19 protein-coding genes are annotated in these 17663 nt (G+C 63.2%); 9 read left to right on the top strand and 10 right to left on the bottom strand.

What is annotated here, in order from left to right; genetic code table 11:
- Nucleotides 1-342 precede the first annotated feature (342 nt).
- The 7 genes from HF257_RS33010 to HF257_RS32980 all read right to left on the bottom strand — a co-directional run bounded on the left by HF257_RS33010 (nucleotide 343) and on the right by HF257_RS32980 (nucleotide 7265).
- Nucleotides 343-1812 (bottom strand): aldehyde dehydrogenase family protein, encoded by a 1470-nt coding sequence (locus HF257_RS33010; RefSeq protein ID WP_185710894.1) that lies wholly within the window; start codon nucleotides 1810-1812, stop codon nucleotides 343-345.
- Nucleotides 1805-2626 (bottom strand): ABC transporter permease, encoded by an 822-nt coding sequence (locus HF257_RS33005; RefSeq protein WP_185710895.1) that lies wholly within the window; start codon nucleotides 2624-2626, stop codon nucleotides 1805-1807. Before HF257_RS33005 ends, HF257_RS33010 begins: the two co-directional genes overlap by 8 nt.
- A gap of 1 nt (nucleotide 2627) precedes the next feature.
- On the bottom strand, nucleotides 2628-3536 hold the full coding sequence (locus HF257_RS33000) for an ABC transporter permease (protein WP_185710896.1): 909 nt from the start codon (nucleotides 3534-3536) through the stop codon (nucleotides 2628-2630).
- Between the two features lie 31 nt (nucleotides 3537-3567).
- Nucleotides 3568-4710, bottom strand: coding sequence for an ABC transporter substrate-binding protein (locus HF257_RS32995; protein ID WP_185710897.1), 1143 nt, complete (start codon nucleotides 4708-4710; stop codon nucleotides 3568-3570).
- A gap of 32 nt (nucleotides 4711-4742) precedes the next feature.
- Complete coding sequence (locus HF257_RS32990) at nucleotides 4743-5858, bottom strand: ABC transporter ATP-binding protein (RefSeq protein ID WP_185710898.1); 1116 nt, start codon at nucleotides 5856-5858, stop codon at nucleotides 4743-4745.
- A gap of 150 nt (nucleotides 5859-6008) precedes the next feature.
- A complete protein-coding gene (locus tag HF257_RS32985; protein WP_185710899.1) occupies nucleotides 6009-6818 on the bottom strand; it encodes a response regulator transcription factor in 810 nt (269 codons plus the stop codon).
- 147 nt (nucleotides 6819-6965) lie between these two features.
- The gene (locus HF257_RS32980) at nucleotides 6966-7265 is read right to left on the bottom strand and encodes a hypothetical protein (protein WP_185710900.1); all 300 of its coding nucleotides are present in this window, start codon (nucleotides 7263-7265) and stop codon (nucleotides 6966-6968) included.
- 217 nt (nucleotides 7266-7482) lie between these two features.
- Here HF257_RS32980 and HF257_RS32975 point away from each other — a divergent pair, with 217 nt between their 5' ends.
- The 3 genes from HF257_RS32975 to HF257_RS32965 are packed head-to-tail and all read left to right on the top strand — an operon-like array spanning nucleotide 7483 to nucleotide 9633.
- A complete protein-coding gene (locus HF257_RS32975; RefSeq protein ID WP_185710920.1) occupies nucleotides 7483-8127 on the top strand; it encodes a secretin and TonB N-terminal domain-containing protein in 645 nt (214 codons plus the stop codon).
- A complete protein-coding gene (locus HF257_RS32970; protein WP_185710901.1) occupies nucleotides 8124-8669 on the top strand; it encodes an RNA polymerase sigma factor in 546 nt (181 codons plus the stop codon). Before HF257_RS32975 ends, HF257_RS32970 begins: the two co-directional genes overlap by 4 nt.
- 37 nt (nucleotides 8670-8706) lie before the next feature.
- Nucleotides 8707-9633, top strand: coding sequence for a FecR family protein (locus tag HF257_RS32965; protein ID WP_185710902.1), 927 nt, complete (start codon nucleotides 8707-8709; stop codon nucleotides 9631-9633).
- Between the two features lie 15 nt (nucleotides 9634-9648).
- On the opposite strand, the gene HF257_RS32960 is transcribed toward HF257_RS32965, so the two are convergent.
- Together HF257_RS32960 and gspH are read right to left on the bottom strand one after the other, a co-directional pair.
- Complete coding sequence (locus HF257_RS32960; protein ID WP_185710903.1) at nucleotides 9649-10257, bottom strand: prepilin-type N-terminal cleavage/methylation domain-containing protein; 609 nt, start codon at nucleotides 10255-10257, stop codon at nucleotides 9649-9651.
- 14 nt (nucleotides 10258-10271) lie between these two features.
- Nucleotides 10272-10724: a type II secretion system minor pseudopilin GspH gene (gene gspH, locus HF257_RS32955; protein ID WP_185710904.1), complete on the bottom strand. Its 453-nt coding sequence runs from the start codon at nucleotides 10722-10724 to the stop codon at nucleotides 10272-10274.
- 108 nt (nucleotides 10725-10832) lie between these two features.
- Here gspH and HF257_RS32950 point away from each other — a divergent pair, with 108 nt between their 5' ends.
- The gene (locus HF257_RS32950; protein ID WP_185710905.1) at nucleotides 10833-11264 is read left to right on the top strand and encodes a type II secretion system protein N; all 432 of its coding nucleotides are present in this window, start codon (nucleotides 10833-10835) and stop codon (nucleotides 11262-11264) included.
- Here the strand turns inward: HF257_RS32950 and gspI are convergent.
- Nucleotides 11251-11616: a type II secretion system minor pseudopilin GspI gene (gene gspI, locus HF257_RS32945; RefSeq protein ID WP_185710906.1), complete on the bottom strand. Its 366-nt coding sequence runs from the start codon at nucleotides 11614-11616 to the stop codon at nucleotides 11251-11253. The two genes, HF257_RS32950 and gspI, sit on opposite strands and share 14 nt — an antisense overlap.
- A gap of 148 nt (nucleotides 11617-11764) precedes the next feature.
- Here gspI and gspG point away from each other — a divergent pair, with 148 nt between their 5' ends.
- Genes gspG through gspD form a run of 5 tightly spaced genes read left to right on the top strand, consistent with a single transcriptional unit; the run spans nucleotide 11765 to nucleotide 16931 of the window.
- Entirely contained in the window at nucleotides 11765-12214 is a 450-nt protein-coding gene (gene gspG / locus HF257_RS32940) for a type II secretion system major pseudopilin GspG (RefSeq protein ID WP_185710907.1), read from the top strand.
- An 8-nt stretch (nucleotides 12215-12222) separates the two neighbouring features.
- Nucleotides 12223-13098, top strand: coding sequence for a type II secretion system minor pseudopilin GspK (gene gspK, locus HF257_RS32935; protein ID WP_185710908.1), 876 nt, complete (start codon nucleotides 12223-12225; stop codon nucleotides 13096-13098).
- Nucleotides 13095-14129: a type II secretion system protein GspL gene (gene gspL, locus HF257_RS32930; protein ID WP_185710909.1), complete on the top strand. Its 1035-nt coding sequence runs from the start codon at nucleotides 13095-13097 to the stop codon at nucleotides 14127-14129. The genes gspK and gspL overlap by 4 nt, the downstream gene beginning before the upstream one ends.
- Nucleotides 14122-14634, top strand: coding sequence for a type II secretion system protein GspM (gene gspM, locus HF257_RS32925; protein ID WP_185710910.1), 513 nt, complete (start codon nucleotides 14122-14124; stop codon nucleotides 14632-14634). The genes gspL and gspM overlap by 8 nt, the downstream gene beginning before the upstream one ends.
- The gene (gene gspD / locus HF257_RS32920) at nucleotides 14631-16931 is read left to right on the top strand and encodes a type II secretion system secretin GspD (protein ID WP_185710911.1); all 2301 of its coding nucleotides are present in this window, start codon (nucleotides 14631-14633) and stop codon (nucleotides 16929-16931) included. The genes gspM and gspD overlap by 4 nt, the downstream gene beginning before the upstream one ends.
- Nucleotides 16932-17663: the final 732 nt, after the last annotated feature.

The following is a 17663-nucleotide window of genomic DNA, read 5'->3' as shown; positions in this document are numbered from 1 at the left end:
TAAGCGCCCCGTTAAACCACGCTGGCCGAACGCAGGCTTGAATCCGTGGGTAACCCGGCAGGACGCCGGGTTAGCCGCGCTGGGCCAAGGATGGCCCATCGCGGCGGCCCACGGATTCAAGCCGGAGAGAGGGCACACCGAGCCTAGGCGAGGTGCCGAGTGGTGGGGCAAGAGCGTTTTGCTTACTTTTGCGCTCTTCAAAAGTGAGCCGCTGTAAGAGCGGAACCAATAGCCGCCGTTACCCAAATAATGGATATGTACACCGAAGGACCGCTATCGCAGGCAAGCCAGCTCCCACATTTGAATTGCATTTCTCCAGAGCAAGCGTGGTCGCCGATGGAGTTACAGATACCAGCCCCACGGCTGGTCGCTGACATACTCGGTCACCTGCTTGACCTCCAGATAATTGTGCAAACCCCATTCCCCCAACTCACGGCCGATACCGCTGTGCTTCATCCCGCCCCACGGGGCCTCGACGAAGGTGGGTTGGGAGCAGTTGACCCAGACAATCCCGGCCCGCAGCTGGTTGGCCACCCGCGTGCTGCGCTGCGGGTCGGCGCTCATCACCGCCGCCGCCAGCCCGAAGCGGCTGGCGTTGGCCATCTGCACCGCTTGCTCCTCGGTCTTGAAGCGCTTCACACACAGCAACGGCCCAAACACTTCCTCACGCCACAGGATGCTGTTATGCGCCGGCTCATCAAAAATCGTCGGCTCCATAAAGTAACCCTCGGCCAGGTGGGCAGGGCGTTTGCCCCCGGTGAGCAGCCGCGCACCGCTGGCCAGGCCCTGGTCGACAAAGCCAAGTACCTTGTCGTACTGACCCCGGCTGACCAGCGGGCCAAGCAGCACCCCCGGTTCCAGGCCCGGGCCGATGGTGATCTTGCGGGTTTCCTCCACCAGCCGTTCGATAAGGCGCGGGGCAATACTTTCTTGCACCAACAGGCGCGAAGTGGCGCTGCACACCTGACCCTGGTTCCAGAAGATCCCGAACAGGATCCACTCCACCGCCGCGTCGATATCGGCGTCATCAAATACGATGAACGCCGATTTACCGCCCAGCTCCAGGCTGATGTTCTTGATGTCCCGCGCAGCCGCCGACATGATCTTGGCCCCGGTGGGCACGCTGCCGGTGAACGCCAGCTTGTCCACGCCGGGATGCTCGGTCAGTGGGCTGCCCGCATCCACGCCAAGGCCGGTGACCACGTTCAACACGCCCGCCGGCAGGCCGATACGGTCGGCGGCGGCCGCCAGTTCCAGGGCGGTTAGGGGCGTCAGTTCCGAGGGCTTCAACACCACTGTGGCACCGGCGGCCAAGGCTGGCGCAACCTTCCACGCGGCCATCAGCAACGGGTAGTTCCAGGGGATGATCTGCCCGGCCACGCCGATCGGCTCGTGGCGGATACGGCAACGAAAACGGGCGTCCGGCAAGGCCAGCGGCTGGTCCTGGCGAGCATCCAGTTCACGGGCAAGCCCCGCGTAGTAGCGAAAGCAACCGATGGCGTCGCCCACATCCCACAGTGCCTCGGGCAGCGGCTTGCCGTTGTCGCGTACTTCCAGTTCGGCGAGGGCCGGTTGGGCACGTTCCAGCTCGTCCGCCAAGGCGTCCAACCACTGGCCGCGCTCCTCTGCGCTTGTCTGGCTCCAGCCGTTGTCGAAGGCGCGGCGTGCAGCGCGCACCGCGTGGTCGATGTCTTCTTCGGTGCCGGCGGCAACCCGCTCGAACACCTGCTCGGTGGCCGGGTCGATCACGTCCAGGTAACCGCCCAGATCCGGGCTGACCCACTGGCCGTTGATGTACAGATGATCACGCATGGGCAGGCTCCTGGGCACGGCGGTTTTGCAGGTGGCGGGAAGTGAACAGCAGAATCAGCGACACGCAGATGATCACGGTGGACACCGCATTGATCTCTGGTGTTACCCCACGGCGAATCGACGAGAAGATGTAGATCGGCAGCGTGGTCTCGGAACCGGCGACAAAAAACGCGATGATGAAATCGTCAAAGCTGAAGGTGAACGCCAGCAGGAAGCCGGCCATGATCGCCGGGCTGATCTGCGGCAGCGTCACGCGCCAGAACGTCTGCATCGGCGGGGCATAAAGGTCGGCCGAGGCTTCCAGCAGCGCCTTGTCGAGGGTGTCGACGCGGCTGCGCACGATCACCATCACCAGGGCCATGGTGAACAGCGAATGGGCGGCAATCACCGTGAAGAACCCCATGTTCAGGCGCGGCATGCTCGGAATCCAGCTTACGAGCAGTGGGTTGATCAGGTCGAACAGGCTGATGAATGCGATCAAGGTCGAGATGCCGATCACGATGCCCGGCACGATGATCGCGCAGTAGGTCAGTGCATCGAACAGCAGGCGCACCCGCGGCCCGGCCCGTTGCAGGCCAAACACCGCCAGGGTGCCGAACAACGTGGCAATCAGCGCCGAACACAAGGCGATAAACGCGCTATGCCCCAAGGCCTCCATGATGAACGGGTTGCTGAATGCGCGGCCGAACCACTGCACCGAGCAGCATTCGAACGCCAGGCCACTGCGCCCGGCGTTGAAGCTGAACAGCACGATCAGCGCGATCGGCGCATACAAAAACAGGTACAGCGACGTCGAATAACTGCGCAGCCACATATCACAGGCCTCCATCGGCAGGGCGGCCGCCGTAGCGCGCCACCAGCTTCAAATACACGCCGATGATCAGCAGCATCATCGCCACCAGAGTCATGGCCAGCGCACTGCCGAACGGCCAGTTGCGCGATTGCAGGAACAGGTCCACCAGGGCGTTGCCGACAAAAAACACCTTGCCGCCGCCAAGGATCGCCGGGATCAGGAACTCGCCCATCAGCAGGATGAACACCAGCATCACCCCGGTGATGATCCCCGGTGCCGACAGCGGCAGGGTGATGCGCCGAAAGCTTTCAAAGGCGCTGGCACCCAAGTCGGCTGAGGCTTCCAGCAAGCGCTTGTCGAGTTTTTCCAGGCTCACGTAGATCGGGAACACCATCAGCGGCAGGTAGCCGTAGACGATGCCGATCAGCACCGCCCACGGCGTATTGATCAACCGCACATCTTCCAGGCCCAGGCTGGCCAGCAGTGCCGGAATGCCCTTGCCGCTGAGGATAAAGATCCAGGCGTAGGTGCGGATCAGGAAGCTGGTCCAGAACGGCACGATCACCAAGGTCAGCAATAACGAACGGTTGCGACTGACCTTGACTGCCAGGAAATACGCCAACGGATAAGCCGCCACCAGGCACACCAGGGTACCCAGCGGCGCCAGCATCAGCGTGTTGCCGAATGCCGCCGCTCGCGATCCCAGGTTGAGGTAGTTGGCCAAGGTGAAGCCACCGGCATAACCGCCAACGGCACTGCGTTCGCCAAAGCTGAACACCAGGATGATCACCAGCGGCATCAACAACAGCAGCAGGAACCACAAGGTCGACGGCAACAGCATTAGCAGGGTGATCCGCCGCCCCAGGCTGCGCCGGGGGCGCGCGGCAGCGGGCAGGGCGGTCACCGTGGACGGGTGAGTGGCGGCATGCATGGGGGACTCCTCAGTGGCCATGGCTGAACGATCAGGCGGACTTGAACCGCGCCATCAACTCGGCGCGGGCGGGGCTGGTGAGCGTGGCGGCGGCACCGAACTCCAGTGGGCTGAGCGCTTCGGCGGCGGGGTACATGATCGGGTCGTCGAGCATGGCGGTGGGCAGCAGCGCGTCGACGCGCTTGTCACCGCTGGGGTAGCCGTGGCTCAGCACTTCGAGCTTGTTGTGCTGCGGGTCGAGCAGGTAGTTGATGAACGCGTAGGCAGCGTCCTTGTGCTCCGAGCTTTTGGGAATGGCGAAGAAGTCGCTCCACAATTCGCCACCTTCCTTGCCCAGGGTGAAGTGCATCTGCGGGATATCGCGGTGCAGTTGCGAGGCGTCGCCGGTCCAGGACATCGCCAGCCAGGCGTCGCCGCTGCGCATCGACGGTTGGATATCCGAGTTGATCGCAAACAGGTGCGGCTTGACCTCGATCAGCAGCTTCTCGGCGTCGGCCAGTTCTTTCGGGTCCAGGGAGTTGAAGCTGTAGCCAAAACTTTTCAAGGCGTTGCCGATGGCGGTCAGTTGGTAGTCGTGAACCATCGTGCGACCGCTGGCCGGGCCTTTGGCGGCGGCCCAGAACTCCTTCCAACTGGTGGGGCCGTTCTTGAGTTTTTCGGTGTCGTAGCACATGCCGGTGGTGCCCCAATTTTTCGGCACGGCGTAGACCTTGCCGTCCACGGTGCCTTGGGCAATGAACTTCTGCTGGAACGCCGAGGCATCGAAGTTGGGAATGCGCGACAGGTCCAACGGCTCGATCAAGCCCAGGCCCACATAGGTGCTGATGGTGTAGTTGGTCGGCACCAACACATCCCAACCGCTGCCGCCGGCTTGCAGTTTGGCGAGCATCTCTTCGTTGGAGCCGAACACGCTCATGGACACCCGTGCGCCGGTGGTTTTGGCGAACGCGTCGAGGTTTTCCTGGCTGTGGTAATTGGGCCAGGTGGCCAGCGACAGGCGATCCCCCAGCTTGGGCTGTTCGGCGGCCTCGGCGGTGGAGGTCAGCAACCCCGGCATGTTGGTGGCGACTACTGCGGCCGCTAGCCCCAGGCCCGTGCGGCCGAGGAACTCACGACGGCTGATGGAACCGTTCTGCCAACTGCGCAGGGTTTTGAGAAAGGTTTTCTGGTCCATGACACGCTCCACAATCGTTTGAGAAAAGTGATTTACAACGCCATGGCCAGGCCATTGGCATGATCCCAGCCGACGCTGACCGCTGCGCCGTGTTCGAACGCCTGCAGGCCTTGATCCTGCTGGCGTGGCACGCGCACGCAGACCACGCCGAAGGCCTGGGTGCGTACGCGGTATTCGGTGGAATTGCCCAGGTAGATGCGGTCTTCCACGCACCCTGGCAGGGACACTTCGCGGGCCAGTTCGGCACCGGTGGCGGCGATGCTGATCAACTCCGGGCGCACCGCGATGCAACCTTCGGCGTCTGCCCCCAGCGCCTGGCCGGTGGGCGTCAGCGGGCTGGTCAGTTCCAGGCCCTGGGCCGTGCGCAGCACCACCGCGTTGCCTTGCAGGCGGCGCACGGTGCCGTTGAACAGGTTGGACTCGCCAATAAAGTCGGCGACGTAACGGCTGGCCGGGGTTTCGTAGAGTTGCTCTGGTGTGGCGGTCTGGATGATCGAGCCGTTGTGCATCACGCTGATGCTGTCACTCATCGACAGGGCTTCTTCCTGGTCGTGGGTCACCAGCACGAAGGTGATGCCGACTTCCCGTTGCAGGCGCAGCAGCTCCGATTGCATCTCCTTGCGCAGCTTGCGGTCCAGCGCCGCCAGCGGTTCGTCCAGCAGCAACACGGTGGGTTTGTTCACCAAGGCGCGAGCCAGGGCCACACGTTGTTGCTGGCCGCCAGACAGTTCGCTCGGCTTGCGTTGGCCAAAGCCACTCAGACGCACCATCTCCAGGGCTTCGTCGGCCATGCGCAGTTGGGTTTTCTTGTCGGGGCGCGGGGTGCGATAACGCAGGCCGTAGGCGATGTTCTGCGCCACGGTCAGGTGCGGGAACAGCGCGTAATGCTGGAACACCATGTTCACCGGCCGCTCGAAGGCCGGCACACCGGCCACGTTCTGGCCGGCGAGGCGTACTTCGCCGCTGGTGGGTTGTTCGAAGCCTGCGATCATGCGCAGGGTGGTGGTCTTGCCACAGCCCGAACCGCCCAGGAAAGAGTGGAACGAGCCACGGCGCACCGAGAAGTTCAGGCCGTTTACGGCCTGCACCGGGCCATAGCGCTTGACCACGTTGCAAAATTCGATGTCGCTGGGCGAAGTGTCGTTCACGGTCTGGCTTCCTCGAGTCGGGTTTGCGTCGAGGGCCAAACTAGCAATGGGGGTTTTGCGCTGTATATATCCCTTGGGGGATAGAGTCGTTTTCGGTGATTGCGTCTGGCGAAGATCTAAAAATGTGGGAGCGCGTTGCTCCAGATAGGGTTAGGCGACCGCCACCAATTCCTGCCCGGTAAGGTCGCGAATAAACAACCCCAGCAATTCCGACTGGCTGCCAATGCCGAGCTTGGCGTAGATGTTCTTGCGATGGATCTTCACCGTGCCGGGGCTGATGCTCAACTGCTCGGCCACCGATGCGCTGGAGTGGCCGCGCAATAACAGTTGCACGATCTCCTGCTCGCGCCCGGTGAGGATATGCGCGCCGAACTGGTCGAAGGCTTCGCGGATCTTGAAGTCCAGGTCCTGGGCCGGGCGTGGTTGCTGTGCCTGACGCAAGCGCCAAGCCTCACCGATCACCTGTTCCACCACCGCATGGGCGCATTCGATCAACTGCATCTCATCACGACTGAACGCGCAACTGGCGGTGGCGCGCATCAGCGACAACACCGCCGTGGCCCCCGCACCCAGGTCGACGAAAAACGCGATCTCTTCCGCCAGGCCCGTCTGTTGGTAATAGGTGAGGTAATACTCGCCGAGGTAGAAGTGGTCCGGTGCGAACTGGCGCAACCGCCACAACCCCGGCGCCTGGCCACGGGTACAGGCCAAGTAGAACGGGTCCAGCAGGTAGGGGCCGCACTGGTAGTCGTCCACATACACGCCGCGCTTGTCAGCGCAGAACGTGTCGAACATCGCCAGCGGGCGGTGGTTGCCTTCGTAGACAAACAACACGAAGTGATCCACCGGGCAGACCTGGCGCAACCAGTGGCTGAGCCCCGCCAGTCGTGCATGGCCGGCAGGCAGGTCCAGCAGGTGGGCAACACCGGTGGTCCAGAGTTTCAATTCCTTGGGGCGCATGGCGGGTTCAGATGACGAGGGAGTGGCAGAGGATGCACGAACTGCGCCATGGCCTCATGGGCCCGCAGACACGGGGACGGCGCAAGTGGGCGTGCCCCAAGGCGGGGCGAGATGTTACCGAGTGCTACATTTTTGTTTCCGTGGCCCTCAAGGCCGCTGCGGTTTCACCGAGGTGCCGAAGGTATTGCCCATGCGCACACTGGTGGCTGCCGGTGTGGACAAACCCACTGCATTCGGCGCGCGTTTATCGACCGGAATGTTCTGTGCTTCACGGTTTTTCTTCGTTGCCTTGGCCGCGTTTGTATCGCTGCCCATCTGTTGGCTGAGGCAGCCGTAATCGGGTGCCTTGTAGCCATCCACCGACACTTCGGTGCAGCTGTCGGCAAGGGCAAACAGGGGTAAGGCACTGCACAGCAACACGCTGGCAAGGGTGGGCAAACGCTTCATCGCAGCCTCCTGGCGGGCCCGCGGGGGTGGGCCGGTTAGGCTTGGAAGTGTAGTGCAGTGGGCTTCTCGTCACCGTGATGTTTTTTTTGCCATCACCGTAACATCAGGTTCATAAACGAGCCTCAGGATGACGGTTTTCTAGGACACGTCGGCCGTGCAGCGATGCAACGCAGGGGGTGAGCAGGGGGGCTGGAGGCGCGCCGTATGCGCCGTGGTCTTGCTGTTGCTGCTGGGCATAGGCACGGCGGCGCAAGCGCAGTCACCGCTGCTGGCCCTGAACCTGCCGGCACAGGACCTGGAACATGCACTGCAAGCCTACAGCCGCGCCACCGGGATGGCGGTGCTGGTGGACCGCGAGTTGACGCGGGGCCGGCGCTCCATCGGAGTGCGCGGGCGTTTCACGGCGCAAGAAGCACTGGCGATGTTGCTGACAGGGAGTGGCCTGATGGCGCGTTATGCACGCAACGATGCATTCACCTTGCAACTGCCCGAGGTCAGCCCGCCGCCTGCGGCCCGTGGCGCAGCGGCACGCAATGCCGCGAGGATCAACAACAGCTACGCCACGGCGTTGCAGCAGGCCATTGAGGCCAGCCTGTGCCGCTCGCCCCTGACGCGCCCCGGCAGCTTTCGCGCACTGGTGCAGGTCTGGGTCAACCCTGATGGGTGGATCGAACACAGTCGGCTGGTCAGTTCCACCGGCGATGAACAACGCGATGAAGCACTGGTGCGCAGCCTCGGCACTACGCAGGTGGAACGACCTGCACCGAGTTCGCTGCGCCAGCCGGTGACTTTACTTTTGATGCCCGACACAACAGGAACGCGCATGGAATGCACAGCAGGAAAGGGAGCCTCGGGCGGATGAAAAATACCGGGCACAGTACGATGGTCAGCTTGTTCCTGGCGTCCTACGAAGATTTCAAGGTGCGTTTGCGCAAGCGCCTGGGTTCGGAGGACCTGGCCAATGATGTCCTGCACGAAACCTACCTGCGGGTCGACCGCATGGACGTCCCGCCTAACCTGCAACAACCCAACGCTTACCTCTACCGTATGGCCCTGAATATCGCCGCCGACCGCCGCCAGGCCGACGCGCGCTTGCTCACTGGCAGTGAAGTCGAGGAACTGCTGCAAACCGCCGACGAAGCCCAAGACCCGTCACGGGTAGTCGGCGGCCAGCGTGAAATCCAGTCCCTGGTCAAAGCCCTCTACGAACTGCCGGCACGCCGCCGCAAAATCCTCATCGCCGCCCGCCTGGAAGAAGCGCCGCACCTGGAAATCTCCCAGCGTTTCGGCATCTCCACGCGCATGGTCGAGAAGGAAATCAAGGCCGCCCTGGGCCACTGCGCCAAGCGTCTGGAAAGAAAAGTGATTCAGCGGTTCGGTCCCGGGGCCGGAAAACCGTCTTAGTGTCGAGTCCCTGATAAATCCGTGAGTATGTGCGCGCTTGAATATTTTTAGCTTCCCCACCGCCCGGCAAACCGCTGCCAGCCCCCTGCACGATGAAGCCCGCGACTGGCTGGTGCTACTGACGTCGGGCCGCGCCACGGTCGCCGACGCCAAGGCACTGCACGCCTGGCGCGCCCAGAGCCCGGAACACGCGCAGGCGTTCGAACAGGCCAAGGCGCTGTGGCAGCAACTGGCGCCGGCGCTGCAACAGGAATCCCAACCGCGCAACTTCGGCCGCCGTGCCTTCCTGGGTGGCGCAATTGCCGCCTCGGCCGCAGTGGTAATGGTGAGCGTCGGTGTACCCGGTGGTTTCGCCGGGCTCTCGGCCGACTACCGCACCGAAGTTGGCGAGCAGCGTCAGGTACTGCTGAGCGAGGGCGTCAGCCTGGAACTCAATACCCAGACGCGCATCAGCCGTGTGGGGCAGGGCATTGAACTGCTCGAAGGCGAAGTCGAAGTGCTCGCCCACGTAGCCCAACCGCTCAAGGTCCAGGCAGGGGAAGGCTGGGTCAGTGCGGCGCAAGCACGGTTCAACGTACGCAATACCGACCGTAGCGTGTGCGTGACCTGCATCGAGGGTTCATTGTCGGTGGATGTGGCCGGGCGCAGTGTGCGTCTGGAAAGCGGCCGTCAGTTGACCTACGGCGCAGCGGGCGTAAGTGAAGTGGCGGTGGTGGATACCCAGGCGGTGGTGGCCTGGCGTGAGCAGATCCTGGTGTTCAACAACGCAACGCTGGCGACGGTCGTGGATGAGATCAACCGTTATCGGCCTGGGATGCTGGTGCTGCTGAATAAGGAACTGGGCCAGCGCCGGGTACAGGCGCGGTTCAGTTTGCAGCAACTGGCGGGGGTGGCGCTGTTGATTCGGGACGCCTATGGCGCCAAGTGCACGGAGCTGCCGGGTGGCGTTGTGTTGTTGAGTTAAGGCATAGGCGTGCGCTTATCTTAACGGCCCTACCACCTGCCGGTACCGCTCCAGGCCCTGCGGCGTGTCCCGCACCCAACTGACCTCCAATCCCAGCGGGTCCTCTCGTCGATTCCCGCTCAGCTGCCGCCAGCCCTTATCCATCTCCCACACCCGTACCTGCACGTCACTCACACCGGTCAACACCACCACACCATCCTTGGCCGCCGGCAGCGGGAATCGGTCTCGTGCTGGCGCCACGGCCCGGTACAGTGAATCGCCCTTGAGCCACCAGCGCACCCGTTGCAAGCCGTCCCCTGCAACGGGGGCGCTGCGGATCACGTCCAGTCGAAAACCTTGGGTGTCGGAGCTGCGCACGGTCACCGCTGCCAGCCCTTCGACTTCGGGTGAGCCGGGTGCCACGAGTTCAACACTGGCCCGCAAGCTGATGTCGCGCTGCAGTTGGTTCAAGGCCCGCAGCAGTACCTCGGTTTGCTCGGTACTGGCCTGCAAGTGCTGGTCCGCGCGGGTTACGCTATCGAGCCCACGCCAGGCGATGACGCTGACCAGTGCCATCAGCATGATCGCTACCATCACTTCGATCAGCGTGAAGCCTTGCTGCGATGGGCGTTGCTGTCGATTCATTCCCGTTCCCTTGCTCATGGTTGGCTGATTACACGCATCACGCCGGCGGCGTCGCGTTGCAGGCTGAGGCTGTGTTGCCCGTCTGAAAGCACTACGCGCACCGGCGGGTTGATCCATTCGGCATTGAGCACCAGGGTTTGCCGGGGTTCGATGTTGAGTTGCATGGGGGTGCTTTCCCATAGGCGCGGTCGCAGTTGAGCGTCGCCCTGGAAGGCGTCTACTCCCAGCCCATCATCACTGCGGCGGTTGAAACGAAAACCCTTGGCGTCCGCCCGCAAGGTGATCGGCCGACCGTCGACACGGGCTTCGGCCTGGGCAACTTGCAGCAGTTGGCTGAGGCGTTCGGCGTCTTTGCGCAGCAGGTGCAGAGGGTCGGGTTTGATGGTGAGGCTGATGGCAGCACTGGCAATGCCGATGATCACCAGTACCACCATCAGCTCGATCAGGGTGAAGCCTTGCTGTTTCATCGGTCGGTCCCTGGGGAGCTGGAGAATGCTTCAAATAAAAACAGCTGAAATAAAAACGTGCGAATTGGCCTGTAGGCTGGTGCCACGGACAAACAGGAGGTCCTCCCCATGGCATTCGCCCTTCGTGTTTCACCCGCCCATGGCGTGCAGGCGCTGGCGTTGTTGGCGGCATTGGCCGGTGTTGTGGTGTGGACGCCGCTGTTGCTCACCTCCGCTGAATCCAATACACCCCAAGCCACGCCCCAGGAGTTGGCGGCGCGCAGCGATAACCCGGCGTTGCAGTGGTTTTCCACAGTGGCGACAACCCCGCAGGTAAAAGTCACGGGGGTGCTGGCCGGGGCCCGTGGCGCGGTGGCCATCCTTAGCCTCAACGGTGGCCCGCCGCGCAGTTTTTTATTGGGCGAACGTCTCAGCCCCGGTGTGCGATTGACGGCCATCGAAGGCGACGGTGTAGAAATCGAGCGCGCTGGCGAAAAGGTCCGCGTCAACCTCGACAAATTGCCCGATGGCCCTGCGTTGCCGACGCTCACTCGGCCATGACCTGGGTGTCCAGGCGCGCCAGCGGCGGGGCTTCGCGGCTGGCGTCCAACACTTGCACGCTGACCTGAAACACGCGGCCTTCGGCATTGATGGTTTGCTCACAGCGCAGTTTCAGGCGGCCCTGATCGCAGTCGAACGTCTTCTTGCCGCTGCGCAGGCGGCCTTCCAGGCGCAGTTCCGCCAGGCGGCTTTGTGCTGCCAGCAGCGCGATGGATTTGTCGCGCAGCAGCCCATTGCTCTGGGTCATTAACCCGGCCACGCGTACGGCGGCAGCCATGGCCACAGCGATGATTGCCAGCGCCACCAGCACCTCGATCAGGGTGAAACCTTGTGCGTTGCGACGGCCGTACATGGCGCTCTCAAAGCCGGGAAACAGGCCCGCAGACTAGCGCCGGGAGTTGACCGATTGGCGACCGAAACTCCCGAGGATTTTCAATACGACTGACATGTGTTCTTGCAACACTGCGCCACGAATTGCACTCAAGCCAAGGAATGTCGAGATGGATATCGCGCGCCTAACGTCCCCATTGCCAGGCCCTCGTCGCCAGCGTGGGTTCACGCTGATCGAGATCATGGTGGTGGTGGTCATCCTCGGGATCCTGGCCGCCATGGTGGTGCCCAAGGTCCTCGACCGACCGGACCAGGCACGGGCCACGGCGGCCAAGCAGGACATCGGCGGCTTGATGCAGGCGCTGAAACTCTACCGCCTTGACCACGGCACTTATCCGAGCATGAACCAGGGCCTGAAAGTGCTGGTGGAGCGCCCGGCAGATGCGAAGAACAGCAACTGGCGCGCCTATCTGGATCGCTTGCCCAACGACCCTTGGGGCAACCCTTATCACTACCTGAATCCGGGTGCCAACGGTGAAGTGGATGTGTTCTCCCTGGGCGCCGATGGCCAACCGGATGGCGATGGCGTCAACGCCGATATCGGCTCCTGGCAGTTGTAAGGCACGTCATGAAACGGCATTCGCCCACAGCGGCGAAGCAACGCGGCATGGCGATTATCAGCGCGTTGCTGATTGCGGCGGTGGTGGCGGTGCTGGCTGGCAGCATGCTCACGCGCCAGACCGTGTTCACCCGCAGCCTGGAGGCCGAGCAACTGCGTGTCCAGGGCCAATGGCTGTTGCAGGCAGGGCTTGAGCGCAGCCGGCAGATGTTGTGGGAGGCACGCCAGAAGGACGTGCTGACTCGCCTCGATCAGCCCTGGGCGCGTGCCCAAGGCGGTGGGGTTGAGAGCCGCATCGAGGACGAGCAGGGCAAGTTCAATCTGCGCAACCTGGTCAATCGTGATCGGGATCAAGCGGATGCCGAGCAACTGCAGAGTTTTGAACGGCTGTGTCGCACGATGGGCGTTGATCCGGCGGTCAGTCGGCGGATCAGCCAGCGCGTGATCGCCTCTTATATCGCGCCCGCCAAATACCCGATGTTGCGCAGCCTGGACGACCTCGCGGGCCTTGAAGGTCTCGACCCGCTGTTGCTGCAGCGCATGCACGCGTACATCAGCGTGTTGCCCGCCAATACCTGGGTCAACGGCAACACCGCCAGCGCCGAAGTGCTCAGTGCAGTGGTGCCCCAACTCAGCCTGTCCCAGGCCCAAGGGCTGGTGGCCGAGCGAAACAACGGGCAGTGGTTTATCAACCGTGGCGACTTCGTCAACCGGCTGCACTTGCCACAGGTGGCGGTGGACTCGGTGCAGGTCGGCATTACCAGCGAGTGGTTTCGCGTACAGGGCCAGGCGCGGCGGGAGCAGCGGCGGGTGACCATGGATGCGTTGTTGCACCGCCCTGAAGACCGTCAGCCGCAGGTGATCTGGTCGCGGGTGGGCGTATGAAACGCTTGCGCATCGGCTTGCCGCCGCTGGATCAATTGACCGCCCAGAGCCAGGTCAGATTTGCCTGGCTGGAGCGTGGCGTGGTGGTGAACGAAGGCTGCGAAAGCCTGGCGCAGTTGGGCAAGGCTCGCGCCGCGATGGAGTGTTTCCTGCACCCGCGTGACAGCCTGCTGACCTGCCTGGAGCTGCCACCGTTGCCTGCCGCAAAAACTGCGGCGGCCGTGGCGTGTGCCGCGCAGGCGCTGATCCTCGGCCCCGTGGAGCAGATGCACGTGGCGCATGGCCCACGTGAGAGCGATGGCCGTGTGCAAGTGGCCTGGGTGCCCAAGGCTGGGCTGGAGCAGTTGGCCCAATTGCAACTCAAACTGCGCGGGCTGTACCCGGCGCCCTATGCCTTGCCGGTGGGTGCGGCGGCGTTGGACGAGGGTTACCTGTTGACGCGCGACAGCCTGCAACAAGGCGCGGTGCATCCATTGGGGCAGCAGGCATTGGATATGCCGTTGGTAGACGCGGCCATGCGTTGGAGTGGCCCGACACCCGCCTGGGGCCTGCATGGCCGTCTCAGCCAACCCGCCAGTGGCGGCTGGGGCAGGGCGCTGGGCTGTGTCGCATTGGCCACCGCCATCTGGACCCTTGGCCTCAACCTGTACGCCGCGCGCCAGGTGGATGAGGGCCAGCGGCTCAAAGCGTTGATGAGCCAGCAAGTGCGTCAGGCGTTTCCCGAATTGCCGGTGGTGCTCAATCCCTTGCAACAGGCCCGTCAACAATTGGCCGCACGCCAGACAGGCGGCGGCCAGGGCTTCACCCACTTGTTGCAACTGGCGGGCAGCAACCTTCCGTTCATGGTCGCCAGCGTCGACAGCCTGACGTTCGAGCAGGGACGCCTGCACCTTGAATTACTCGCCGACAGCCGCAACCCAACCGTCGAGGGCGACTGGCAAGCCGCGTTGACCCAGGCCGGTTTCGCCGCCACCCGAGAGGACCATGGCTGGAGCATCGGGCCGGTAAAACCGGAGGCCGTCGATGAATAAAGTGCAGCGTTTGCGTAGCCAGTCCCAGGTGTTCTGGCGCGGCCTGGCCTTGCGTGAAAAACGCATGCTGGGCGGCGCAGGTGTTGTGCTCGCCGGCCTGTTGACCTGGCTGACTCTGGTCCAGCCCGCGTTGAAAAAAATCGACTACTGGCAAGCTGAAACCCCCAAGCTGCGCGCCCAGGCCGAAGCCTTGCAAGTTCTGTTGCAGGGGGTGGCGGCGCCGAAACCTGCCGATGAAACCGCACTGCGCCAGGCCCTGGACAGCGCCGGTCTGCAAGGTCGTTATCAACTGCAGGCAGAGGCTTCTGGCAGTTGGCGCTTGAGCTTCGACAACGCCCCGGCAGATGCCGTGGTGGACTGGTTACTGGGCAACGCTCGTGTGTTTTCCCTGGAGGTGTCCGAGGCGCGTTTGCAGCGCGCACCGGAGGCTGTCGACAACTCGGCCGGCACTGTGTCCGGGACCGTTCGCATGGATCAGGCGCTTGGCGCTAAGGAAGCTTCATGAAGTGGTCAGTCCCGCCTTTTCGTTTGGCCGCACCGCTGTTGGTGCTGGCCCTGAGCGCGTGCAGCAACAGCCCGCCCACCCAACCGTTGCTGGTGGACAGTGAACTCGGCCAGCCGTTGGCCGAGACCCGGCGCAGCGACACCGCGCTGGATCGCCAGCGCGAACCTACGCCCAGGCCCCCGGTACAGCATCAGGTGACCAACAGCGCCCGTGGCCACGCGCCGGCAGTCGTCAAGGCGCGCAACCCGCTGGGTGATCAGCCGGTGCAACTCAATTTCGTCGATGCCGATATCCAGGCCGTGGTGCGTGCATTGTCGCGCGCCACCGGCCAGCAATTTCTGGTGGACCCGCGGGTGAAGGGCAACCTGACCCTGGTCAGCGAAGGCCAGGTGCCGGCACATCAGGCCTACGACATGCTGCTGGCGGCGCTGCGCATGCAGGGTTTCAGCGTGGTCGATGTAGGGGGCGTGGCCCAGGTGGTGCCGGAGGCGGATGCCAAATTGCTCGGCGGGCCGATCTACAGTGCCGGCAGCAGCGGCATGCAGACCCGCACCTTTCGCCTGCAATACGAGAATGCGGTGAACCTCATCCCCGTGCTGCGCCCCATTGTGTCGCCGAACAACCCGATCAATGCCTACCCCGGCAACAACACCATCGTCATCACCGACTACGCGGAAAACCTGGCGCGCGTGGCGCAGATCATCAATGGCATCGACACTCCCAGCGCCATCGACACCGACGTGGTGAAGGTGCAGAACGGCATCGCGGTGGACATCGCCGGCATGGTCGCCGAGTTGCTGGAGACCCAGGGCGCGGACCAGACCCAAAAGATCAACGTGGTCGGCGACCCACGCTCCAATTCGATCATCATCCGCTCTGGCAGTCCCGAGCGTACGGAGCTGGCGCGCAACCTGATCTACAAACTCGACAATGCGCAGAGCAACCCCAGCAATATGCACGTGGTGTACCTGCGCAACGCCCAGGCGGGCAAGCTTGCGCAGTCGTTGCGCGGCTTGCTCACCGGCGAGAGCGACTCCGGCGTGAGTGACGAAGCCCGTGGCAAGCTCAGCGCCATGGGCAGTACCAGCAAAAATACACAGACCGCGAGCAATGCGCAGAACAGCAGCGGCACGCCTACCGGCAGTGGGGTGCAGCCGGGCTACAGCCAGAACGCCACGCCTTCCGGCACCACCAGCAACGATCAGGACACCGCCTTCAGCGCGGGCGGCGTGACTATCCAGGCCGACGCCACCACCAACACCTTGCTGATCTCCGCGCCGGACCCGCTGTACCGCAACCTGCGGGAAGTGATCGACATGCTCGATCAACGCCGCGCCCAGGTGGTGATCGAAAGCCTCATCGTTGAAGTGAGCGAGGACGATGCCACCGAGTTCGGCGTGCAATGGCAGGCGGGCAATTTGGGTGGCAAGGGTGGTTTTGGTGGCGTCAATCTGGGGGGCAGTGGGTTGAACGGTACGCCGACCAGCAAGACCAGCATCGACGTGTTGCCCAAGGGCCTGAATATCGGCCTGGTCAATGGCACCGTGGACATCCCCGGCATTGGCAAGGTGCTCGACCTCCAAGTACTGGCCCGAGCCTTGAAGAGCAAAGGCGGCACCAACGTGCTGTCCACGCCGAACTTGCTGACGCTGGACAACGAGGCCGCGAGTATTTTTGTGGGGCAGACCATTCCGTTTGTCACCGGCAGCTATGTGACCGGCGGTGGGGGCACCAGTAACAACCCGTTCCAGACTGTGCAGCGTGAGGAAGTGGGGCTGAAATTGAATGTGCGGCCACAGATTTCCGAGGGTGGCACGGTGAAGCTGGATATCTACCAGGAGGTCAGCAGCGTGGACACGCGGGCGTCGGTGGACGCGGGCACGGTGACCAACAAGCGGGCGATCGATACCAGTATTTTGTTGGATGACGGGCAGATCATGGTGCTGGGCGGTTTGCTGCAGGATGGCTACAGCCAGAGCAATGATGCGGTGCCGTGGTTGTCGGATATTCCGGGGTTGGGGGCGTTGTTTCGCAATGAGAAGCGCGCTGTGAGCAAGACCAACCTGATGGTGTTTTTGCGGCCCTATATTATTCGCGACAGTGGGGCGGGGCGCAGTATTACGTTGAATCGCTATGAGTTTATGCGCCGGGCGCAGGGTGGGTTGCAGCCGGAGCATAGTTGGGCGATGCCGGATGTGCAGGCGCCGCAGTTGCCTTCGGTGGAAAAGGCGATACCTGGGCAGTTGGGGCCTCGGGCGGTGATTCGGGCGGTGCCTGTTTCTGGGGGGCAGCCGTGACCGGGTACATATCCGTTGCTGCGGTAACGGCGGCTTATGGTTCCGCTCTTACAGCGGCTCACTTTTGGAAAGGCCCAAAAGTAAGCAAAAGGCCTTCGCCCCACCACTCGGTGTCTCGCCTAGGCTCGACATGCCCTCACTCCGGCTTTGGAGCGTGGGCCGCCGCAATGGGCCATCCATGGCCCAGTGCGGCTAACCCGGCGTCCTGCCGGGTTACCCACGCTCCAAATCCTGCGTTCGGCCAGCGTGGTTTAACGGGGCGACTCAGATCAAAAGCCAAAGCGCGGCGGCCTTATAGCCGACCGATATTGTCTGCCGACCGCCGCCCAAATGTGGGAGCGGGCTTGCTCGCGAAGATCTTGAGGGCGCCGCGTTGAATCAGGTCTCCTGCGTTATCGTTAACCACCATCGCGGGCAAGCCCGGCTCCTACAGGGAAGCGCGCGCACCTCAGAGACCCGGTCGGCTATAAGGCCGCCGCGCTGTGTTTTAGATGTTGATCTTAGGCGCCCCGTTAAACACGCTGGCCGGAATTCGGCAGGGATGTGGGGGGTAAACCGGCAGGGATGCCGGTTTAGCCGCCCCGCGCCATGGATGGCGCGTGGCGGCGGCCCCCCACATCCCTGTCGAATTCCGGGCACACCGAGCCTAGGCGAGGTGCCGAGTGTTGGGGCAAGAGCGTTTTGCTTACTTTTGCGCTTTTCAAAAGTGAGCCGCTGTAAGAGCGGAACCAA

This window comes from Pseudomonas cremoris (genome assembly GCF_014230465.1).
The sequence above is the reverse complement of the archived record's forward strand: the minus strand, read 5'-3'. Positions and strand labels throughout refer to the sequence as shown.